The sequence below is a fragment of the Streptomyces sp. NPDC059534 genome (assembly GCF_042743475.1).
Taxonomy (GTDB): domain Bacteria; phylum Actinomycetota; class Actinomycetes; order Streptomycetales; family Streptomycetaceae; genus Streptomyces.
The window spans coordinates 13,967-34,533 of record NZ_JBHWAQ010000045.1 but is presented as its reverse complement, the minus strand read 5'-3'; the positions used below and the strand labels follow the sequence as shown (position 1 = coordinate 34,533).

17 protein-coding genes are annotated in these 20,567 nt (G+C 71.9%); 10 read left to right on the top strand and 7 right to left on the bottom strand.

From position 1 onward, the window contains the following. Positions 1–124 precede the first annotated feature (124 nt). The 7 genes from ACFVZH_RS34675 to ACFVZH_RS34645 all read left to right on the top strand — a co-directional run bounded on the left by ACFVZH_RS34675 (position 125) and on the right by ACFVZH_RS34645 (position 11,687). Positions 125–4,717: a CHAT domain-containing protein gene (locus ACFVZH_RS34675; protein WP_384903748.1), complete on the top strand. Its 4,593-nt coding sequence runs from the start codon at positions 125–127 to the stop codon at positions 4,715–4,717. A gap of 124 nt (positions 4,718–4,841) precedes the next feature. Beyond that, positions 4,842–5,660 (top strand): SDR family NAD(P)-dependent oxidoreductase, encoded by an 819-nt coding sequence (locus ACFVZH_RS34670; RefSeq protein ID WP_384903746.1) that lies wholly within the window; start codon positions 4,842–4,844, stop codon positions 5,658–5,660. Between the two features lie 530 nt (positions 5,661–6,190). After that, positions 6,191–6,991, top strand: a complete 801-nt coding sequence (locus ACFVZH_RS34665) for a TIGR01458 family HAD-type hydrolase (protein ID WP_384903744.1) — start codon at positions 6,191–6,193, stop codon at positions 6,989–6,991. 306 nt (positions 6,992–7,297) lie between these two features. Next, complete coding sequence (locus ACFVZH_RS34660; RefSeq protein ID WP_384903742.1) at positions 7,298–8,290, top strand: alpha/beta hydrolase; 993 nt, start codon at positions 7,298–7,300, stop codon at positions 8,288–8,290. Beyond that, entirely contained in the window at positions 8,283–9,578 is a 1,296-nt protein-coding gene (locus tag ACFVZH_RS34655; RefSeq protein ID WP_384903740.1) for an acyltransferase, read from the top strand. The genes ACFVZH_RS34660 and ACFVZH_RS34655 overlap by 8 nt, the downstream gene beginning before the upstream one ends. Further along, positions 9,571–10,980, top strand: coding sequence for a sensor histidine kinase (locus ACFVZH_RS34650; protein ID WP_384903738.1), 1,410 nt, complete (start codon positions 9,571–9,573; stop codon positions 10,978–10,980). Before ACFVZH_RS34655 ends, ACFVZH_RS34650 begins: the two co-directional genes overlap by 8 nt. After that, positions 10,977–11,687 (top strand): response regulator, encoded by a 711-nt coding sequence (locus tag ACFVZH_RS34645; RefSeq protein ID WP_384903736.1) that lies wholly within the window; start codon positions 10,977–10,979, stop codon positions 11,685–11,687. The genes ACFVZH_RS34650 and ACFVZH_RS34645 overlap by 4 nt, the downstream gene beginning before the upstream one ends. A gap of 275 nt (positions 11,688–11,962) precedes the next feature. Here the strand turns inward: ACFVZH_RS34645 and ACFVZH_RS34640 are convergent, their stop codons facing one another. The 4 genes from ACFVZH_RS34640 to ACFVZH_RS34625 all read right to left on the bottom strand — a co-directional run bounded on the left by ACFVZH_RS34640 (position 11,963) and on the right by ACFVZH_RS34625 (position 14,740). Next, the gene (locus ACFVZH_RS34640; RefSeq protein ID WP_384903734.1) at positions 11,963–12,646 is read right to left on the bottom strand and encodes a TetR/AcrR family transcriptional regulator; all 684 of its coding nucleotides are present in this window, start codon (positions 12,644–12,646) and stop codon (positions 11,963–11,965) included. A gap of 2 nt (positions 12,647–12,648) precedes the next feature. Next, on the bottom strand, positions 12,649–13,347 hold the full coding sequence (locus ACFVZH_RS34635; protein WP_384903732.1) for a hypothetical protein: 699 nt from the start codon (positions 13,345–13,347) through the stop codon (positions 12,649–12,651). Positions 13,348–13,427: 80 nt separating this feature from the next. Then, positions 13,428–14,369: a M56 family metallopeptidase gene (locus ACFVZH_RS34630; RefSeq protein WP_384903730.1), complete on the bottom strand. Its 942-nt coding sequence runs from the start codon at positions 14,367–14,369 to the stop codon at positions 13,428–13,430. Next, positions 14,366–14,740, bottom strand: a complete 375-nt coding sequence (locus ACFVZH_RS34625; protein WP_384903728.1) for a BlaI/MecI/CopY family transcriptional regulator — start codon at positions 14,738–14,740, stop codon at positions 14,366–14,368. The genes ACFVZH_RS34630 and ACFVZH_RS34625 overlap by 4 nt, the downstream gene beginning before the upstream one ends. Before the next feature lie 149 nt (positions 14,741–14,889). On the opposite strand from ACFVZH_RS34625, the gene ACFVZH_RS34620 reads away from it, so the two are divergent. From ACFVZH_RS34620 to ACFVZH_RS34610, 3 genes are read left to right on the top strand one after another with little or no spacing between them, the layout of a single operon-like run. Beyond that, complete coding sequence (locus ACFVZH_RS34620; RefSeq protein ID WP_384903726.1) at positions 14,890–15,561, top strand: DedA family protein; 672 nt, start codon at positions 14,890–14,892, stop codon at positions 15,559–15,561. Continuing rightward, positions 15,561–16,202, top strand: a complete 642-nt coding sequence (locus tag ACFVZH_RS34615) for a phosphatase PAP2 family protein (protein WP_384903724.1) — start codon at positions 15,561–15,563, stop codon at positions 16,200–16,202. The genes ACFVZH_RS34620 and ACFVZH_RS34615 overlap by 1 nt, the downstream gene beginning before the upstream one ends. A gap of 32 nt (positions 16,203–16,234) precedes the next feature. Next, entirely contained in the window at positions 16,235–16,897 is a 663-nt protein-coding gene (locus ACFVZH_RS34610; protein ID WP_384903722.1) for a phosphatase PAP2 family protein, read from the top strand. Positions 16,898–17,163: 266 nt separating this feature from the next. Here the strand turns inward: ACFVZH_RS34610 and ACFVZH_RS34605 are convergent, their stop codons facing one another. The 3 genes from ACFVZH_RS34605 to ACFVZH_RS34595 all read right to left on the bottom strand — a co-directional run bounded on the left by ACFVZH_RS34605 (position 17,164) and on the right by ACFVZH_RS34595 (position 20,506). Beyond that, positions 17,164–17,847, bottom strand: a complete 684-nt coding sequence (locus tag ACFVZH_RS34605) for a FadR/GntR family transcriptional regulator (protein WP_384903720.1) — start codon at positions 17,845–17,847, stop codon at positions 17,164–17,166. A gap of 87 nt (positions 17,848–17,934) precedes the next feature. Beyond that, the gene (locus ACFVZH_RS34600) at positions 17,935–18,966 is read right to left on the bottom strand and encodes an ABC transporter permease (protein WP_384903718.1); all 1,032 of its coding nucleotides are present in this window, start codon (positions 18,964–18,966) and stop codon (positions 17,935–17,937) included. After that, a complete protein-coding gene (locus ACFVZH_RS34595) occupies positions 18,950–20,506 on the bottom strand; it encodes a sugar ABC transporter ATP-binding protein (protein ID WP_384903716.1) in 1,557 nt (518 codons plus the stop codon). Before ACFVZH_RS34595 ends, ACFVZH_RS34600 begins: the two co-directional genes overlap by 17 nt. Positions 20,507–20,567: the final 61 nt, after the last annotated feature.

The following is a 20,567-nucleotide window of genomic DNA, read 5'->3' as shown; positions in this document are numbered from 1 at the left end:
GACTCTTCTCAACTACGCTGATGCAGCTGCCGAGTTGTCCGGGCACCACGAGGGTACGCGGGACTTTCCCCGCTACTCCAGGATGGGTGTGTCATGGAGCCAAAGGTGGCGACAGGGGGCTGGGATGCTTCAGAAACGGTTGACCGCGGTCTGGGAACTGCTGCAACGGATCGCCGGCACCGGCGACCCTTCCCCAGCGCTGAGCCCGCAAGCCCTCACCGCGGCACGACAGCTTCGCGAACTCCTCCACACCGACACGGTCGACTTCGGTGAGTTGACAGCGTGGAACGCCCTCGGCTGGCTCCACTTCCACCGGTACACCGCGCTCCCGGACAGCCAGGGCCGCATGGACTTGGACGCCGCGGTCGAGGCTTTCACCGCCAATTTCCTCGCCGATCTCGGTTCCCTGCCCGAACCCCTCCTGCCCCACCTCGCCAACGCCGCGGAACCGTACGCCGACAACCTGCGCCAGCAGGCGTTCGAGGCCGCCGACCCGGAGCTGCTCTCCTCCGCCGCGGACCTGTGGCAGCGGATCGCGCAAGCCACGCCTGCCGGACCCGACCGGGCCGCAAGGCTGACCGACCTGGGGCTGACACTGTTTCTCCGGTGCGAGCAGACTGGGGATCCGGCGGATATGGACCGGGCCATCACCGTCGATCAGGAAGCCGTGGACACCACACCGGTCGGCCACCCCAACCGGGCGAGGTGCTTGTACAACCTCTCGAGCGCGTTGCTGTTCCGATACGAGAGGGCCGGAAACCCGGCGGATCTGAAACGGACCGTCAGCGCCGCGCGGGAAGCCGTGCACGCCACGCCGGTCGGCCACCCCGCCCGGCCGGGGTGCTTGTCCAACCTTGCGGCCGCGCTGTTCAACCGGTTCGAGAGGGCCGGGGACCCGGCGGATCTGGAGCAGGCGATCACCGCCGGGCAGGACATCGCACACACGACAGCCGCGGACGACCCGAACCGGCCTGGGGGCCTGCACCTTCTCGGGGCCGCGCTGTCCCGCCGGTTCGAGAGGGCCGGGGACCCGGCGGATCTGGAGCGCGCGATCACCGCATGGCAGGAAGCCGTGCACACCACACCGGCCGGCCATCCCAACCGAGCGGCGTACCTGTCCAACCTCGGGACCGCCCTGCGGGGCCGGTTCGAGACGGTCGGGGATCCGGCGGATCTGGAGCGGGCGATCGCCATCGGGCAGGAAGCCGTATACGCCACACCGGCCGGCCACCCCAACCGAGCGGTGGGCCTGGCCAACCTCTCGGCCTCGTTGCGGGTCCGGTTCGAGCAGACCGGGGATCCGGCGGACCTGGAGCGGGCCCTCACCACCGGACAGGAAGCCGTACACGCCACACCGCCCGGCCACCCCAACCGAGGGGCGTACCTGTCCGGTCTTGGCGCCGCGTTTCTGCTCCGGTTCGAGAGGGCCGGGAATTCCGCGGACCTGGAGCGGGCGATCACCACCGGGCAGGAAGCCGTACACGCCACACCGGCCGGCCACCCCAACCGAGCGGGGAGTCTGTCCAAACTCGGGGTCGCGCTGTCCCGCCGGTTCGAGAGAGCCGGGGACCTGGCAGACCTGGACCAGGCCGTCGACGGTCACCGGACCGCGCTGTACGCCACACGAGTCGGCCACCCCGACCGAGCGATACACCTGTCCAATCTCGGGACCGTGCTGCGGATCCGCTACGAGACGGTCGGGGATCCCGCGGATCTGGAGCGGGCGATCACCGCCGGGGAGGAAGCCGTACACGCCACACCGACCGGCCACCCCAACCGAGCGACGGGCCTGGCCAGTCTTGGCGCCGCCTTGACTCGCCGGTATGAGACGGTCGGGGATCTGACCGATCTGCAGCGAGCGATCGCCATCGGGCAGGAAGCCGTACACGCCACACCGCCCGGCCACCCCAACCGAGCGGCGGGCCTGTCCAACCTCTCGACCTCCTTGCGGATCCGGTTCGAGCAGACCGGGGATCCGGCGGACCTGGAGCGGGCGATCACCACCGGACAGGAAGCCGTACACGCCACACCGACCGGCCACCCCAACCGAGCGATGGGCCTGTCCAACCTCTCGACCTCCTTGCGGGTCCGATTCGAGCGGACCCGGGATCCGGCGGACCTGGAGCGGGCCATCAGCGCCGGGCAGGAAGCCGTACAGGCCACACCGGCCGGCCACCCCAACCAGGCCACACACCTGTCCAGCCTCGGGACCGCACTGTCCCGCCGGTTCGAGGCGACAGGGGATCTGGCGGATCTGGAGCGGGCCATCACCACCGGACAGGAAGCCGTACACGCCACACCGGCCGACCACCCCAACCGAGCGGCGGGTCTGTCCAACCTCGGGAGCGCCCTGCGGGTCCGCTATGAGAGAGCAGGGGATCTGGCGGATCTGGAGCGGGCGATCACCGCCGGGCAGGAAGCCGTACAGGCCACACCGGCCGGCCACCCCAACCAGGCCATGTACCTCTATGGCCTCGAGGTCGCGTTGTCCCGCCGGTTCAAGAGGACCGGGGATCCGGCGGATCTGGAGCGGGCCATCACCACCGGACAGGAAGCCGTACACGCCACACCGGCCGGCCACCCCGACCAAGCCATGCGCCTTTCCGCTCTCGGGACACTGCTGCATGCCCGGTATGAGAGCTCCGGGGACTCGGCGGACCTGGACCGGGCCATCACCACCGGGCGGGAAGCCGTACACGCCACACCTGCCGGCCACCCCGACCGGGCGGCGTACCTGTCCAATCTCGGGACCGCACTGACACGCCGGTTCGAGAGAGCCGGGGATCCGGTGGATCTGGAGCGGGCCATCACCATCGGGCAGGAAGCCGTGGACGCGATACCGGCCGACCACCCCAACCGGGCGGCGTACCTGTCCAATCTCGGGGTCGCGCTGTCCCAGCGATTCCGGAGGACCGGGAGCCAGACGGATCTGGACGCCGTGGTGTCCGCCTTCACCGACGCGAGCAGCACGCTATCGGCAGCGCCTTCGATCCGTATCGAGGCGGCGATGGTGGTGGCCGAGCTGGTCGCACGATCCGATCCTGGGCGGGCGGCGGAGACAGCCGAGGCCGCGGTGCGGCTTCTTCCGGAGGTGACGTTGCGCCAGCTGGGGCGGAGCGATCAGCAGCATGCTCTCGTCCCCTTCGCCGGGCTGGCCGGGGATGCCGCGGCGCTGGCTCTCGCCGACCCCCGCGGCACCCGCCAGGAACGTTCCGCCCGTGCGTTGCAGCTGCTGGAGGCCGGGCGGGCGGTACTGCTCAGCCAGGCATTGGACACCCGCAGCGATCTCAGCGACCTGAGCCGGCAGCACCCCGACCTGGCCGCACGGTTCGTCGGGCTGCGCGACCAGCTCGACCAGCCCGCCGGCGCTGCCCTCCTTGCCGGCGGGCGCGAGAGGACGGAGATCCTCACGGTCCGGCAGGACAGCGTCGTGCACGACCGGCACCAGCTCGCTCGTGACTTCGGTCAGACACTGGCCGAGATCCGCGGCATGGACGGCTTCGCCTCGTTCGCTCTTCCTCCCACCACCGATGAACTGCTCACCCAGGCGGAATCCGGCCCCGTCGCCGTGTTCAACATCAGCACACACCGCAGTGACGCCCTGCTCCTCAGCCGGGAGGGCATCGCTCATCTGGAGCTCCCCCGACTCACCGCCGACACCCTGGCCGAAAAGGTCAGCTCCTTCCACCAGGCAGTGCACACGGCCATCACGGGCAGGGACAAATCCCAGCGGCGGCAGGCGCAGGACACCATGACCGAGGTCCTGCAATGGCTGTGGGATACCGCCGCCGGGCCAGTCCTGGAGGCCCTGGGCCATCACGGCCAACCCGCGGCGGACGCCGACTGGCCGCAGGTTTGGTGGGCGCCGGGCGGACTGCTCGGGCTGCTTCCCGTACACGCCGCCGGTTACCACTCCGACCCCGCCGACGACCCGCACCGGCGGACCGTCATGGACCGCGTCATCTCCTCCCACACCCCCACCGTCCGCGCCCTGCGTTACGCCCGCCAGCACACCCGGGAACACACCCGGCATCAGGACACGCCCACCCAGGGGCTGATCGTCGCGATGCCCACCACCCCCGGCCTCCCTCAGCAGGGCCGACTGAACCACGTCACGGCCGAAGCCGAGATGCTGCGGCGCCATCTGCCCCGCACCGTTCTGCTGCGCGAACCCGACCCCGACGGCCACCCTGCCGACCCGACACCACGCACGCCGACCAAAGCAGCCGTCCTGAAGCATCTGCCCCACTGCCCGATCGTCCACTTCGCCTGCCACGGCGCCAGCCACCCCACCGACCCCTCCCAGAGCCTGCTGCTGCTCCACGACCACCAAAGCGACCCCTTCACCGTCGCCGGCCTCGCCCCCGTCCGCCTCGACCATGCCCAGCTGGTCTACCTGTCCGCCTGCCGCACCGCGGCCATCGCGGGCGCCGACCTGGTCGACGAAGCCATCCATCTGACCTCCGCCTTCCAGCTGGCCGGATTCCCCCACGTCGTCGGCACGCTATGGGAGATCGACGACCAGATCGCCGTGACCGTCGCCGACTCCTTCTACGCCCACCTGCGCACGCCCGACGGGACCATCGACACCAGCCGGGCAGCCCGGGCACTGCACGAGGCCGTGCGCGGCATCCGCGACGGCCACGACCTGCCCGGCCGGATGAACCGGACCCGAACCCCGTTCCTGTGGGCCGCCTACCTCCACGCCGGCGCCTGAGAGAGGACCACGAGCACACACGGTGGATCGTGATCCGAAGTACGGCCCGCCCGGCCCCGGAACGTCGCGCGCCTAAGATCACCGGGACGGGGGCGTCGGACGAGACACGGGAGAGGCGGCGGACATGGCGGACGAGCGCGTGTACCTGGTGACCGGGGGCGGAACGGGAATCGGGGCGGCGACCGCGCAGTCATTGGCCCGGGCGGGACACAAGGTGGCGGTGTCCGGGCGCCGCCCCGAGCCGCTGCGGCTGGTCGCCGAGGAGACCGGCGCCCTGCCCGTACCGTCGGACATCGGGGACCCCGCCGCGGTGGCCTCGCTCGTCGAGACGGTGGTCGGCACGTACGGGCGGCTCGACGGTCTCGTGCTCAACGCCGGCATCGGGCGGGGCGGCGGGGTGGGAGAGGTGACCCTGGAGGACTGGGACGAGGTCATGCGGACCAACCTCACCGGTCCGTTCCTGCTGCTGCGCGCCGCGCTCCCGCACCTGCTCGACGCCCGCGGCGCGGTGGTCGCGGTGGCCTCGGTGTCCGCCCTGCGCAACGGCGTCGGGAACGCCGCCTACGCCACCTCCAAAGCGGCGCTGCTCCAGCTGTGCCGCTCGCTCGCGGTCGACTACGGGGGCGCGGGGTTGCGCGCCAACACCGTGTGCCCAAGCTGGGTGCGCACCGACATGGCCGACCGCCGAATGAACCGGTTCGCCGACGAGGCGGGCCTGGGCGGGAACGGTCTGGATGCGGCGTACGAGGAGGTGACCCGGGTCCTGCCCGCCGGGCGGCCCGGTGAGCCGCAAGAAGTCGCGGAGGCCATCGTCTGGCTCCTGTCGCCCGCCGCCTCGTTCGTGAACGGTGCCGTGCTCACCGTCGACGGCGGCGCGACCGCCCTCGACCCGGGCACCCTCGGCTTCGATTTCCGACTGGACCCACGCGCCCCGCGGGCCTGACCGACAGCCACGGCCGAAGAGACCGGTCGCGTTCCACAGACCGGTCACGTTCCACAGACCGCCCACCCCGCACGGTCGGAAGCGGTCGCTGTCATCCCGCGCGGTCGGGACGGCCGGCGGCGCGCCGCTGGTGGCGGAGGCGCACGAGACGACCACGATCAGCGGCCAGAGCGACGGGAGACAGGTCACCAGTCGCTCGGCCACGCCCTTGACATCGTGTCAGTCGGCCTTCACCACGAACCGGGTAACCGTCGCGCCCATCGACGCCGTCGCCGCGAAGGCGTCGGCACGCTCGGCCACTGCCAGTCCGGCCGGCTGCCTGGGGACGGTTACGCACACCCCCAGATCCGGGCCCGGCCGGATGGCGGCCCATCGAGCGGGCAGGCCGACCGCGCGTTCGCGGTTGCGGCGCTGCTGGATGACGACGGCGGCCGGGACGCCCTCGAACGCACCGCCCAGGTGCAGTGGCGTGCGGCGTCGTCGACGCAGGTGAGGCGCGGGTGCCCGGCATCGCGGCTACCGTCGGTTCCATGGAACGAATCCGAGCGGTCCTGGTCGACATCGACGGCGTCCTCACCGTCTCCTGGAAGGCCCTGCCGGGAGCGGTCTCGGCCATGGAACAGCTGCGTGGCGCGGGGCTCCGCGTAGCGCTGGTCACCAACAACACGTCCCGCACCAGGGCCGCCATCGCCTCACGTCTGGCCGACCTGGGCTTCCCCGTCGACGCGGGCGACATCCTGACCGCCCCGGCGGCCACGGCGGCGTATCTGCGCGAACATTTTCCCGGTGCGCGCTGCCTTCTGCTCAACAGCGGTGACGTACGGGACGACCTGACGGGCGTCACGCTCGTCGAGGACGGTGACGCCGACGTGGTCGTGCTCGGCGGCGCCGGGGCCGAGTTCGGCTACGAGGCCCTCAACCGGGTCTTCCGGCAACTGCAGCGCGGGGCCCGGCTGGTGTCCATGCACCGCAATCTGTACTGGGGCACCGAAAGTGGCCTCGACCTGGACACCGGAGCCTTCCTCGAAGGGCTCGAGAAAGCCGCCCGCACCCATGCCGAGGTGACGGGCAAGCCGGACCCCGCGTTCTTCGCGAGCGCCCTCGCCCATCTCGGCGTCGACGCGGCGGAGGCGCTGATGATCGGCGACGACATCGAATCCGACGTCCTGGCCGCCCAGCGGTCCGGCATCACCGGCGTCCTGGTGAAGACGGGCAAGTACCTCCCCGAGACGCACCGCGCCGCCTCCGGCACACCCGACCACGTCCTCGATTCCTTCGCCGACCTTCCCGCCCTGCTCGCCGCCGAGCGCGGCGGGACGCCCCGGCGTTGACGGGTCCCGACCGGCGCACCGGAAGCCCCGCAGCCCCACCCCCACACGCCATCCCACGGCGCCCGGATCCTGCCTCTCCGTCGTACCCCATCGCGCCCGTGAAGGCATGGTCGGAGGTCCAGTTGCGCGCCGGACAGCGGGAACTTGATCGGGGTGCGGGCCGCGTTCCCCGTTTCCACGGTCCTCGCGGACCACCCGTCATACCTGAGAGCTACCGCGGGGTTTGGCTCCCTGGTGGGACGCCGACCACAAGGCGGGCTGCCTAGTTTCGGAACCGGATCGAACCCCGGTACGGAAGGAACTCCCATGGCGCCCCTCCCGCGTGGCCCCCGCCGCGCCCCCTCTCCCGGACGGCTTCGCCGTACGCTGCTCGCCGCGCTCGTCACCGCCGGCGTCGTGGTGCCGGTCGCGGGGGCCGCACGGCCCGTGGACGTGCCCGCGCCCGCCCCGGCGCCGGTCGCGCCGCTGGCCTCGGCGACGTCCGCCGAGCTTGCCGCGCGGTACGCGGCCGGGCGGGAGGAAGTGCGGGAGGCGGAGCGGAGCGCGGAGGAGTACGGGGCGCACGAGCGGGCCGCCTCGCTGCGCGCGATGGCCGCGGCCGGGCGGCATTTCCTCTCCTTCGACGGGCGGGACGGCGGTCGAAGCGCCGAGGTCGTCGGCGACCTTGCCCGGGCCGACCGGATCGCGGTGCTCGTACCCGGGGCCGACACCGACCTCGACCGCTACGGGCGCTTCCGCGCCGGCGCCGTCGCCCTGCACGACGAGCTCCGGAGCGACCGCGGCGCCCGCCCCGCCGTGGTCGCCTGGCTCGGCTACCGTGCCCCCGCCACCGGCAGCACCCCCTCCCTCACCCCCGGCCGGGCCGACCAGGCGGCACCCGCGCTCCGTGCCTTCGTGGACGAGCTGCGCAGGGTGAAACCGGGTGCCCGGATCACCCTGGTGTGCCACTCCTACGGCTCCGTGGTCTGCGCCCGCGCGGCCTCGGACCTCCCTGTCGACGCCCTTGTCCTCTACGGCAGCCCCGGCACCGGTTCCGACACCGTCACAGACCTGCGCACCCGGGCCGCCGTCTGGGCCGGACGTGGCGCCGCCGACTGGATCCGCGACGTCCCGCACGTCCGCCTCCCACTGCTGCCCGGCACCGAACTGGGCTTCGGCGAGGACCCGTTGGACCCCGACTTCGGCGCCCGCACCTTCGACGCCGGTGCCGGCGGCCACAGCGACTACCTCGTCCCCGGCTCCGTACCGCTGGAGAACATCGCGCGGATCACCGACGGACGGGAGCCCCGTCGTGCCTGAGTCCACCCGCCGGCTCCGTACCTCCGCACGAACCTCCGTAGTCACTCCCGTACGTGCCTTCGTCGAGCATGTCGAGGCCGCCACCCCGCCCGGGCGTGACCGCGCCCTCGACGCTCTCCGCGGGCTCGCCATCCTCGGTGTTGTTCTCGGGCACTGGCTCGTGACCGCGCTGGTCACCGACAGCGGCGCCCTCCGTGTCGAGAGCCCGCTCGGCCATCTGCCCGAATTCACCCCGGTCTCCTGGGTGTTCCAGACCCTCGCCGTCTTCTTCCTCGTCAGCGGGTACGTCGCCGCGCGCGGGCACATCGCCGCCCGCGCCCGCGGCGAGAGCCACGGGCGCTGGATCGCCGCCCGACTGCGGCGCCTCTTCCGGCCGGTGGTCCCCCTGCTCGCCGTCTGGACCGTGGCGACGGCCGTCATGCTCGCCTGCGGGGTGCCCTGGCAGACCCTGCACACGCTCGGCAAACTGGTGCTCTCCCCCCTGTGGTTCCTGCTGGTCCTCGCCGCGCTCACCGCCGCCACCCCGCTGGTCGCCCGGATCCACCCGCTGTGGCCGCTCGCCGTCGTCCTCCATGTCGACCTGATCCGCTTCGGGTTCGACGGGCCCGACGCGCTCAGCTGGCTCAACCTGCCCGCAGGCTGGCTCGTCCCGTACTGCCTCGGCACCCTGCTCGCCCGCCGAGGCCCGCTGACACGCGGCACCGCCTGGGCGCTGCTGCTCGGCGGGGCCACCGCCACCGGGCTCCTCGTGGCCTGCGCCGGTTACCCCGGCTCCATGGTCGGCGTGCCCGGCGCCCCCGTCTCCAACCTCAACCCGCCCACCCTCGCCGCCGTCACCTTCGGCCTCGCCCAGTCCGGCGGCGCCCTGCTGCTCCTCGGCCCGCTCCGCCAGGTCCTGCACCGGCCCGCCGCCTGGGCGGCCGTCGCCCTGCTCAATCTGTGCGCGATGACCGTCTTCCTCTGGCACCAGACCGCGATGATCGCCGTCACCGTCGGCGGACTGTTGACCGTGGGGCTCCTCGGACACGGGCCGCTGCCCGGACTCCACACCGTTCCGGACGGGTATGCGTGGGTCCTCGCTCGACTGGGCTGGTTGCCGCTGTTCGTGTGCGCTCTGGTGATCTGCGGGGCCGCGTTCCACGCGTACGAGCGGACTACGCAGCGTCCGGCGCGTAGGGCCCGGTCGGCTGGGCCGCCTCTCGACGCGAGTCGCCCGTCCGGCCTGTCCAGCCCACCCCGCCCGGCCGACCGGCGGCCCGACGCCCGGACGGAGGCACGACATGCCTAGGCTGTGCCACCACGACGATCTTCGACACGACGACCACCCGCACCACGACGACCATCCGCACCACGACGACGACCACGCACTCGGCAGGGGGAGCACGGTGAAGGACGCCACACGGTGGGAGGCGGCACTGCGCGCGGTGCCCGGCACCCTCCGGGCGGATCTGTGGACCGCACGCCGCGACCCGCTGCCGCGCAACCGCTGGCTCAACTGGCTGCCGCACGCCCACCTCGTACTCCTCACCGTGCTGCTGGGCGTGTGGAACCTCAACCTCTACGCGCGGTACATGGACCACGCCCCCGGCAGCGTCACCCTGCTCGTCGTCGCCCAGAGCGCCGCCTCCGTCCTGGCCCTCACCCGGCCCGCCCCCGGCTGGTGGCTCTCCACGGCCGCGCTCATGGTGTCGGTGAACGTCGCCTCCTCCGTCTTCGGCGCCGAATGGCCCTGGAACTCCGGCGCCATCGCCCAGCACACCCTCGTGCTGCTGCTCCTCTCCCTGCGCGTCCGGCCCGTCGCCGCGGCCACCGCCTTCGGCATCACCGTGCTCACCGGACTCGGGGCCCTCAGCCCCGGCGGCGTTCCGCACCTGCCGACGCTCTGGGCGGGCATCACCGCCTTCGCCACCGCTACCGTCGTCGGCGCCTCCCTGCGCGCGACCCGCGTCTCGCGCACCCGGCTCGTCGAGCAGGAGGAACTGACCGCCGAGGAACGCGCCCGGCGCGCGCTGCTGGAGGAGCGCGGCCGGATCGCCCGCGAGCTGCACGACGTCGTCGCCCACCACATGTCCGTCATCTCCATCCAAGCCCAGGTCGCCCCCCACCTGGTCGAGAACCCCTCCCCGGAGCTCCGCGAGAACCTGGCCGGCATCCGGCAGAACGCCGTCGACGCCCTCACCGAACTGCGCCGCGTCCTCGGCGTCCTGCGCGGTGACGGGTCCGCGGGCGATGCGGAGGCGGGCGTACGGCACGCTCCGCAGCCCACCCTGGACCGGCTCGGCGAACTCCTCGCCAACGTCCGCGCGACCGGCCTCGACGTCACCGCCGAGACCGTCGGCGCACCCCGGCCGCTCTCCCCGGGCACCGAACTCTCCGCGTACCGCATCGTCCAGGAGGCCCTGAGCAACGCCATGCGGCACGCACCCGGCGCCCGGGCCTCCGTGGCGACGCACTACCACGCCGACGGACTGACCGTACGGATCACCAACACCGCCGCCACCCGCCCGGTCGGCCCCGTACCCTCGGCTGGGGTCCGGGAGCCCGGCCACGGGCTGCTCGGCATGCGCGAACGCACCGCGATGCTCGGCGGCGAACTCGCGGCCGGCGCCACCCCCGACGGCGGCTGGGACGTCACCGCCACCCTGCCCGCCCCTCTCCTCGACCCACCCCACACGAAGGACGGTTCATGACCGACGGCAGCGACGGCTTCGACGGCAGCGGTTCCGGCCGCGACATCCGGGTGCTCATCGCCGACGACCAGGTGATGGTCCGGCAGGGCTTCACCGTCCTGCTGAACGCGGAGCCCGGCATCCAGGTCGTCGGCCAGGCCGTCGACGGCGCCGACGCCATCGCCAAGACCGCCGAACTCGCCCCCGATGTCGTCCTGATGGACATACGGATGCCCGGCACCGGCGGCCTCGAAGCCACCCGCGTCCTCACCGCGCCCGCCGACGCCACCGTCAAGGTCCTCGTCCTCACCACCTTCGACCTGGACGAGTACGTGTACGAGGCGCTGCGCGCCGGCGCGTCCGGATTCCTGCTGAAGGACGCCTCCGCCGAGGAACTCGCCCAGGCCGTACGGGTCGTGGCACGCGGCGACGCCCTCCTCGCCCCCAACGTGACCAAGCGGCTCATCGCCGAGTTCTCCCGGCTCAGCCCCACGCCCCGCTCCCCGCTCATGCACCGGGTGGGCGCCCTGACCGAACGCGAGACCGAGGTACTCACCCTCATCGCCCAGGGCCTGTCCAACGCCGAGATCGCCGGCCGGCTGGTGGTCGCCGAGCAGACCGTGAAGACGTACGTGAGCCGGATCCTCACCAAACTCTCGCTCCGCGACCGCACACAGGCCGCCGTCCACGCGTACGAGACGGGGCTGGTCCGCCCCGGCGGGATCTGAAGGCGGAAGCCGACAGCGGACGGCAGACGACACGGACGGCACTCGGCCCCCCGCCACGTACGGCTACGGGCGGCGGGGCCGAACTTGACGCTCATCGAAACGACGCCCGCAACCCTGAGGGGCCGCGACTGGGACGACGCGGCCGGATCGCCGAGGCGTGGTGGGAGCGCCAGTCCTGTGTCGGCACAGGAGCGAAGCGACGAGGGTCTCGCCCGGATGATGGCCACCATTCGCCGCTGAGGGTGAGCGTCACAGGCCAACGGGGCAGTACCGCGTCATGAAGTCCGGGACCCAAGGCCGTCGAGGATGACGTTGAGGCCGAAGTCGAGGGCGGGTCTGACGTTGCCGTCGTCCTCCAAAGCGCCTGAACTGGCCAGGGACGACAGGGTGGGGAACCGGTCGGCCTGGACGACCTCGGCGAGAAGGTTCCCGTAGTCGGGGTTGGACGGGACGATCTCGGTGGCGATCCGAGCCAGGTCGCGGACGGCGCTGGAGATGAACATGGCGGTGGCGGCCAAGTTCTCTGTGGCGAGGCCCGACTGGGCCAGAGGTCGCAGAAGGGCCTCGAACCAGGCCAGCTCGTTCGGGCCTGTCGGGGCCCCGGTGGTTGCCACTCGCAGCGTCCAGGGGTGGGCGAGGTAGAAGTCCCAGGCCGCGTCGGCCCAGTTCAGAATCTCCGTGCGCCATTCCTTACCCGATTCGGCCGGGGGGTTGCCCTGCGCGCGGTCGACCATCAGGGCAACCAGCTGGTCCTTCCCGGGGACGTGCCGGTACAGCGCCATCGCGGTGTAGCCGAGTTCGCCGGCGACCCGCTGCATCGACACCGCGCCCAGACCCTCGGCGTCGGCCAGCGTGATGGCGGCCTCGACGATGCGGTCGACGCTGAGGGAGGACCGAGCGCTCTTCTTCGTCTCCCAGAGGAGTCGGAAGGTAGCCGCCGCGCTCTTGTCCACTGACACTGTTACCGCCGATTCTTCGAGGTCGATCCGGGTCGCACAGCATAGTGGCGGGCTTTTCGGTGTCGGAGCAGCGCGATGCCGACCGCGAGGACCCAGTAGGCGTAGAGGCTGGCGATGGTCGCCGTGGTGCCCCAGCCGTTGGCGCTGAAGAACCGTCCGGTGTCGTTGCCGAAATACAGCGACGGGACGAACGCGAGATTGATCAAGGCGATGACGTACGCCGATCGGGCGGCCCAACGCGACAGCAGCCCCGAGCGCACCGCGGCGTACCCGGCGGCCGCAAGGAACACCGCTGTGAGGATGCGGCCGATCGAGCCGTAGAGCAGGTAGGAGCCCTCGGCGGTGATGGTCGGATCGACGGGCGCCTCGGCGGCTATGACTTCCCCCGCCTGCTGGGAGTGGGCGACGAAGGTGACCGCGATGTAGGCGAGTGCCGCGCCGTAGGCGAGATCCGCGACCCATCCGCAGGCAGGTTCCGCCTCACGGACGAGCTGGCGAAGCCCGGTGACGAAGCCCAGAAGCAGCACGAGGACGACGAGGCTGAGCATGATGCGGGTCAGCACGTTGGAGTCGGGTGGCGCCCCGTCATGGATGAAGTAGAGCGGTACCTCGATGACCTGCAGGACCGTGAACGCCACGCCGGTGACTGCGGTGAACCCGCGCAGCGACAGGCCGCCGGGACGTAACGATGTGTACGACATAAGCAGAAGTATATGTCGTATACCTACGGTCGTTTCAACCAGAGGCGATCCCGAATGACGAAGTCGCCGATCACCAGGACCTAGTCGGAGGGGTGCTCCCCCTGGGCGATCTCCACCCCGCGGTGCAGCCAGACGGCCCCGGCGGCAGAGGAGACACCCGCTGCGGAGCAGAGAAGGATCATGGCCAGCAGAGCGGGGGCGACACGACGGACAGGGGTCTGGGCAAGCAGCGCCCTGACCCGTGCAGGGACCGGACCGGTGGTCCCACCCGCGGCGAGGACGGGGAGCTCCGGTCCCGCCGGACGAGCACTCACCGCGAGGGCGGCGCGGCCGACGGCCCGGGCAGCCAGGCGGCGGTCCCCGCACGCCCGGGCGGCAGTCTCGTCGGCGGCCCGCTCGACCGCGAAGGAGACGTGGGGGACGACGGCGGCCAAGGCCGGGTGGCACCAGCCGGCCAGGGCCGCGACCGCGAGAAAGAGATGGTGCCGGGCGGCCAGGTGGGCGCGTTCGTGACCGAGGAGCGCCTCGCGCTCGTGGATGTCGAGGGCGCGCAGCATGCCCGCGGTCACGACGATCCGGCCCGTACCTCGGGGGCCGCCGGGCAGCGCGAACGCGTCCGGGCGATCATCATCCAGTACGCACATGCCCCCGACCTCGGGAAGCCCCGCCACCCTGCGCCGGGCCGCGCGCAGCCGACCCGCTTCCGCCACGGCACCGCGGGCGACGGCAACCAGGGTCACCACGATGGCGCCGGCCGCCACCGCGGACGCCGTGAACGCGAGCGCCGTCGGACCGGCCTGGAGCGGCTGGAGGAGATGCAGGAGGGCGGCGAGCTGCGGGACACGGACCGCGAGCGGGAGCAGCAGGACACCGAGGCAGGCAACGACACCGACGGCAAGTGCGGCCGCGGCGCCCGTGATCGCCACGAGGGCAATGTCCGGTCGCACACGCTCGACGGTCCTGCGCGCCAGGGGCGGCAGGGCCCAGGGCAGCAGGAGGGGGATGAGGAGGAGGGCGATCATGGGCGTTCTTCGTGGAGGAGGCGGCGCAGTTCGGCCTCGTCGTCGGGGCCGAGCCCCTCGACGAAGCGGGCCAGGACGAGGCTGCGGTCGTCGCCGCCCTGGTCGAGCGCGCGGTGCATGCGGCGGGCGGTCAGACCGTTCGAGTCCTCTATGGCGAAGTAGAGGAAGCCCCGACCGCCCGGACGGCGCCCGATCACTCCCTTGTCGTGGAGCCGGGCCAGAAGTGTGGCAACCGTGGTGCGCGCCAGGTCCTGGGATAGCGACGCCCTCACCTGCGCGGCGGTCTGGGGTGCGCCGGCTGCCCAGAGTGCGGCGAGGACGCTGGCCTCCAGCTCGCCGGCGGGCCTGCGCTCACCTTCGGAGACCGCCATGGAACCCCTTCCACCCACATTAGGTCTACAGTGATGTAGACCGACTACTGTCCTGTAGACAGGATAGGCGGTCGGCGCCGGCCCGTGCCCGTCGTGCACCCGTTCCCCGCTCGGCCGTATCCGTCCTGCCCACCAGAAGGGCTTCGCCCATGACCCCCGCGCTGACTGCCGCGTCACAGGTGCACCTCGCCGTGAACGTCCTCGACGCCCAGTCCCTGCTCGCTGCCTTCGGCACGCTCGGCATCGCCGTCGTCCTCTTCGCCGAGACCGGCCTGCTCATCGGTTTCTTCCTGCCGGGCGACTCGCTGCTGTTCACCGCGGGTCTGCTGTGCGCCGGTTCGGCCACCCGGCCCGGCCACCTGTCGCTCCCCTGGGTGCTGGTGGCCGCCGCCACCGGAGCCCTGGCCGGCGCTCAGACCGGCTACCTCCTCGGCCGCAAGGCCGGCCCGGCCTTCCTGTCCCGCGCCAAGTCCCACAAGGTGAGCGAGGGCGCCAACCGGGCCGCTGAGATCCTGGAACGCTACGGGTACGCGAAGGCGATCGTGCTGGCCCGTTTCCTGCCGATCGTACGGACCGTCCTCAACCCGCTCGCCGGCGTCCTAGGTGTCCCGGCGCGCGCCTTCACGATGTGGCAGGTGCTCGGCGGCCTGCTGTGGACGGTCGGGCTCGTCCTGGCCGGATACGCGCTCGGTGCCTCGGTGCCGAACGTCGACCACTACCTCCTGCCGATCATCGCCGTGATCGTCGCCGTCTCCCTGGTGCCCGTCGCATTGGAGCTCACCCGCTCCCGGCGAGCGCGCCGGCTGGGCGGGAACACCTGATGGCCGGGGTGATCGCCACTGCGACCGTCCACACGAACCTTGTGGCCTTCGACGGCTCCGGCATCGACGGAACGACCTATCTCGACATCGTCCACACCGCGCAGACCACCCCGACCTGGCTCGACCGCCTCATCAGCGGCTACTCCGCCTACGGCCTCGCCCTGTTCGCCGTCCTCATGCTGGTCGCCTGGTGGCGGGCCCGCAACCAGGGCCCGGAGCGGGCCGTCCGGGCACTCGCCGTGCCGCTGATCACCGTCGCCGCGTTCGCCGTCAGCAGCCTGCTGAAGCCGGTGGTGCGCGAAGCCCGGCCCTGCCGGTCGCTCCGCGTGACGGTCCTGGAGACATGTCCGGCCCCGGGCGACTGGTCCTTTCCCAGCAACCACGCCACCCTCGCAGCGGCGGCCGCCGTGGCGCTGCTGTTCGTCTCGCGCCGGCTGGGCGCGGCCGCCCTGGTGGCGGCGGTCCTGATGGCCGCCTCCCGGGTATGGGTGGGAGCGCACTACCCGCACGACGCCGTCGTCGGCTTCCTCGTCGGCGCCGTCGTGGCCCTCCTCGCCACGTGGACCGTGCACCGCGCCCCTGACTCCCTCCCCGAGCGGCTGGTACGCGGCCCGCTGCGCCCCCTGCTGGCCGGACGGTGACTGAGCGCGGAAGCCGAAACCGGCTCGCTGCGGTGACCGGCAGCAGCGCCCCACACCGGTTCGGCCGGATCGCCTTGGCGGCGGTTGCGGCCTTCGCGCTGCTCGCCACGGCGGTGCTCCACGCCCCGGAGGGCCTGCTGCCCGCCGACGCAGTCCTGCATGGCTGGTCCCTGCTTCACCGGCCCCCGCTCGCCACGTCTGCGGCGCGGGCCGTCACCGCCACCGGCACCGGAGTGTTGCCGTACGCGATGGTCGTACTGGCTGGTCTGGCCGTGGGCGGGACCCGGCGGCGGCGCGTCACCGCCGCCGCCTGGTTCGGCCTGTGCCTCGGCGCCGGTCAAGCCCTGCGGTACGCGGCGATGTCCGCGATCGCCCGGCCGCGCCCGCCGGCCGGGGACTGGGCGACGCACGCCTCGGGCTGCTCCTTCCCCTCCGGCCACGCCACCACCGCCACCATGACCGCCGGACTCGTGATCGCGGCCCTGGTGCTGCGCGACACCCGACTCCCCCGGCTACCGCTCGCTTTGATCGGCGGGTGGGCCGTGTCGGTGGGCCTGACCCGCGTCTACCTCGGTGTGCACTGGTTCTCCGACGTGGTCGGCGGCTGGCTCTTCGCCACCGCCTGGCTGGCCCTGAGCGGATCGGTGTGGCTGTGGCGCACTCAGGGTGCCGCGACGATCAGGAGTACCTCTTGATCGCGCCGAGGACGACGGCTGGGTGCTGCTCGTCGGCACTGGTCACGCATGAGCCAGTACGACACCCCAGCCCAGTCCTTCGGGCGCGGCGTCGCCCCCGCCGTCCTCCGGATCGGACGCGTCGGAGGCCGAAGGGGAACCCACGGCCTCAGTCTCTGCAAGCACACGGACGCACTGCGGCGGGATGGGAACGGGTCGCGTAGCCGCACGTCGCTAGAGGAGTGCGGCTCGTGCACGCTGCCGTCCGGGCCGCTTCCGAGTGCTGGTCACTCGACCGGGAGGCCGGATGCCAGCCAGTCCTCGACGGCGGCGACGTGCACCATGCTGGCAGCGGCCGCCAGTTGGGCGTCGCCCACGGACAACGCCCGCCAGATGGCCTCGTGGTCACGGTGGGCCTGTTCGCGGGCCGGGGCGTGGTGGGTGCCGCGGACGATGCGCAGGCGCTGCGTGTGCGTCGAGAGGATACCGAGGAGCGTCGAGAGCACCGGATTGCCCACGGAGTCGGCGATCGCGCGATGGAACTCGATGTCCAAGGCGACGAACGCCTCGATGTCGATGCCCTCCTCGGCACTCCGGTCGAGAATGCCGCGCAGCTCCTTCAGCTGTTCGTCCGTGAGGCGGCCGGCCGCGAGAGCCGTGACCTGCGGCTCCAGCAGCCTCCGTACCTGGAGGAGTTGACCTGCGGTGTGGCCGTGGGAGACGTCCGCCGCGAAGGCGAGCGACTCCAGGAGCAGATGGGGCTCCAGGCCGGACACGTAAGTGCCGTCGCCCTGCCGGGGCACGAGGATCCGCATCGCGGTGAGCGCCCGGACGGCCTCGCGCAAGGAGCTGCGGGAGAGGCCCAGCTGGTCGGCCAGATCGGCCTCGTTGGGGAGGCGGGCGCCCGGTTGCAGAGCGCCGGAGACGATCATTTCCTTGATCTTCTCGATGGCCAGGTCGGTGACCGCCATGCTGTGGTTCTCCTGGGGTGAGCGCCGAAGCGGCGCTGTCCGTCCCTCGGGTACGGGCAACGCCGCTTCGGCGGTGAGGGCGGATGTCTATTCCTGCTTCTCGCCGGAGGCGAAGCGGGAAATGATCAGCGCGAAGATGATGATCGCGCCGTTGAGGAACTGGTTCCACAACGGTGGCACTCCGGCGAGGGTCATGACGTTGACCACGAGCTGGAGTGTGAGCACGCCTGTGAGCGCGCCGAAGAGGGTGCCCCGGCCGCCGTTGAGGCTGACGCCGCCGATGACGGTGGCGGCGAAGACCTGGAAGATCCAGCCGTTGCCCTGGTCGGCGGAGATGGACCCGTAGTGACCGGTGTAGAGGACGCCGGCGAATGCGGCGATCAGACTGCCGAGGATCAGAACGGTCCACACGACGCGGTCGACCCGGATGCCCGCGGCGCGCGCGGCCTCGGAGTTGCCGCCGATCGCGTACAGGGCGCGGCCGTGGCGCAACCAGGCGAGGGCGCTGCCGGTGACGAGGAACAGGAGCGCGCAGATCCAGATGGCAGCGGGTACGCCGAGCCAGCTCGCGCGGCCGAGGTACGTGAAGGAGCTGGGCAGGTTGACGATCGACTGTCCCTCGGAAACGGCGATCTGGAGTCCTCGGAGCAGGGTGAGGGCGCCGAGGGTGACGATGAATCCGTTGAGGCGCAGCTTCAGGATGAGGAAGCCGTTGACCGCTCCGATCACCGCGCCGACCAGCAGGCACAGCGGGATCGCGGCCCAGTCGGGGAACAGACCGAGGCCGTTGAACCGGGCGCCGTGGTCGGGCAGGACCAGCCAGACGGCGATGACCGGGGCGACGCCGATGGTGGATTCCAGGGAGAGGTCCATCCTGCCGGAGATCAGGATGAGGGTCTGGGCCAGGACGAGCAGGCTGAGCTCGGTGGCCTGCTGTGCGACGCCGAGGAGGTTGTCGGATGTGAGGAACGCCGGTGACACGGCGAACCCGATGACGCACAGGACGAGCAGGACCGGTACGAGGGACAGGTCGCGGTAGCGGGCCAGGGTGAAGCGGCGTTCCGCGGGGACGGGGACGGCCGCGGTCGGGACCGCGCGGATCTCAGTGGTGGGAGACATCTGATTCCTTCGTGTGGTTCTGGCCGGTCATGCCCTCCATGGCGGCGACGAGTTGTTCGTCGCTCCAGCCGTGCGGGAACTCGGCGACGACGCGTCCGTGGAACATGACCAGGACGCGGTCGCACACCCGGAGGTCGTCGAGTTCGTCCGAGACGATCAGGGCGCTCCTTCCGCTGTCGGCGACCCCGCGGACCGTGCCGAGCAGGGACTCCTTGGACTTGACGTCCACGCCGTTGGTCGGGCGGACGGCGACCAGGACGTGCGGCTCCGTGGCGAGGGCGCGGGCGATGACGACCTTCTGCTGGTTGCCGCCGGACAGGTCGGAGACGGGGGCGGAGGCCCCGGGCGTCTTGATGTCGAGGTCGGCGATCATCCGCTCGGCGAAGGCCCTGGTCCGTGAGGGCAGCACCATGCCGAAGGGGCCGAGCTGATCGGTGACGGTGAGGGTGGCGTTCTCGGCGACGCTGCGCTCCGGGACGAGTCCCTGGATGTGCCGGTCCTCGGGTACGAAGCCGATGCCGGCCGCGAGTGCGTCGGGGACGCGTCCGGTGCGGACGGGACGGCCGGCGACCGTGACCGTGCCGGAGCGGGGTCGCCACAGTCCGGCCAGGGTCTCGCCGAGCTGGACGTTGCCGCTGGCCGCCGCTCCGGCGAGCCCCACGACCTCGCCCGCGCGTGCGGTCAGGGTGATGTCGTCGTAGACGCCGGTCAGGCTCAGGCCCGAGACGTCGAGGAGCGAGGTGCCGTCCGCGGACGTGCGGCCGGTCACCGACCAGGCGGGCTCGGTACCCCGGCCGCTCTCACCGGTCATCGCCTCCACCAGGGCCTGCTGGTCGAGCTCGGCCACCGGGGCGGTGACGATGTGCCGGGCGTCCCGGTAGACCGTCACCGTGGAGCAGAGCTCGTACACCTCCTGCAGGTGGTGGGAGATGAAGAGGAAGGCGACGCCCTGCCGCTGGAGGGCCCGGAGCTTGTCGAAGAGCTTCTCGATGCCACGGGCGTCGAGCTTGGCCGTGGGCTCGTCGAGGATGATGAACCGGGCGCCGAAGGAGAGGGCCCGGGCGATCTCCACGAACTGGCGCTGCTCGACGGTGAGGTCCTCGGCGCGGGCGGTCGGGTCGACGTCCACGCCATACTCGGCGAGCAGGTCGCTCGCGCGGTGCCGCAGTCGCTTCCAGCTGATCGGGCGCAGCGCACCGGAGCTCTGCCGGTCGAGGAAGAGGTTCTCCGCGACGGTCAGGCCCGGGATGATGGTGGAGCGCTGGTAGACGCAGGCCACCTTGCAGCGCCACGCGTCGGTGTCACCGGGCGCAGGGGCCGGCTCCCCTTGGAAGCGCAGGGTGCCGGTGTCGGGTTGCTGCAGGCCGGTGAGGATCGACACGAGCGTGGACTTGCCCGCGCCGTTGCGGCCGACGAGGGCGTGGGATTCGCCCGGTGCCACGGAGATGCGTGCGTCGCTGAGGGCGACCGTGGCGCCGAAGCGCTTGCTGATCCCGTCGGCCTCGACGACGGGGCCCCGGACGGGGCTGGGGTCCGCCATGGCGGGGTGGTCCTTTCGGCTGGAGCGGCGTGCGGTCGGGACCGTGAGCGGCGGCGGAGGG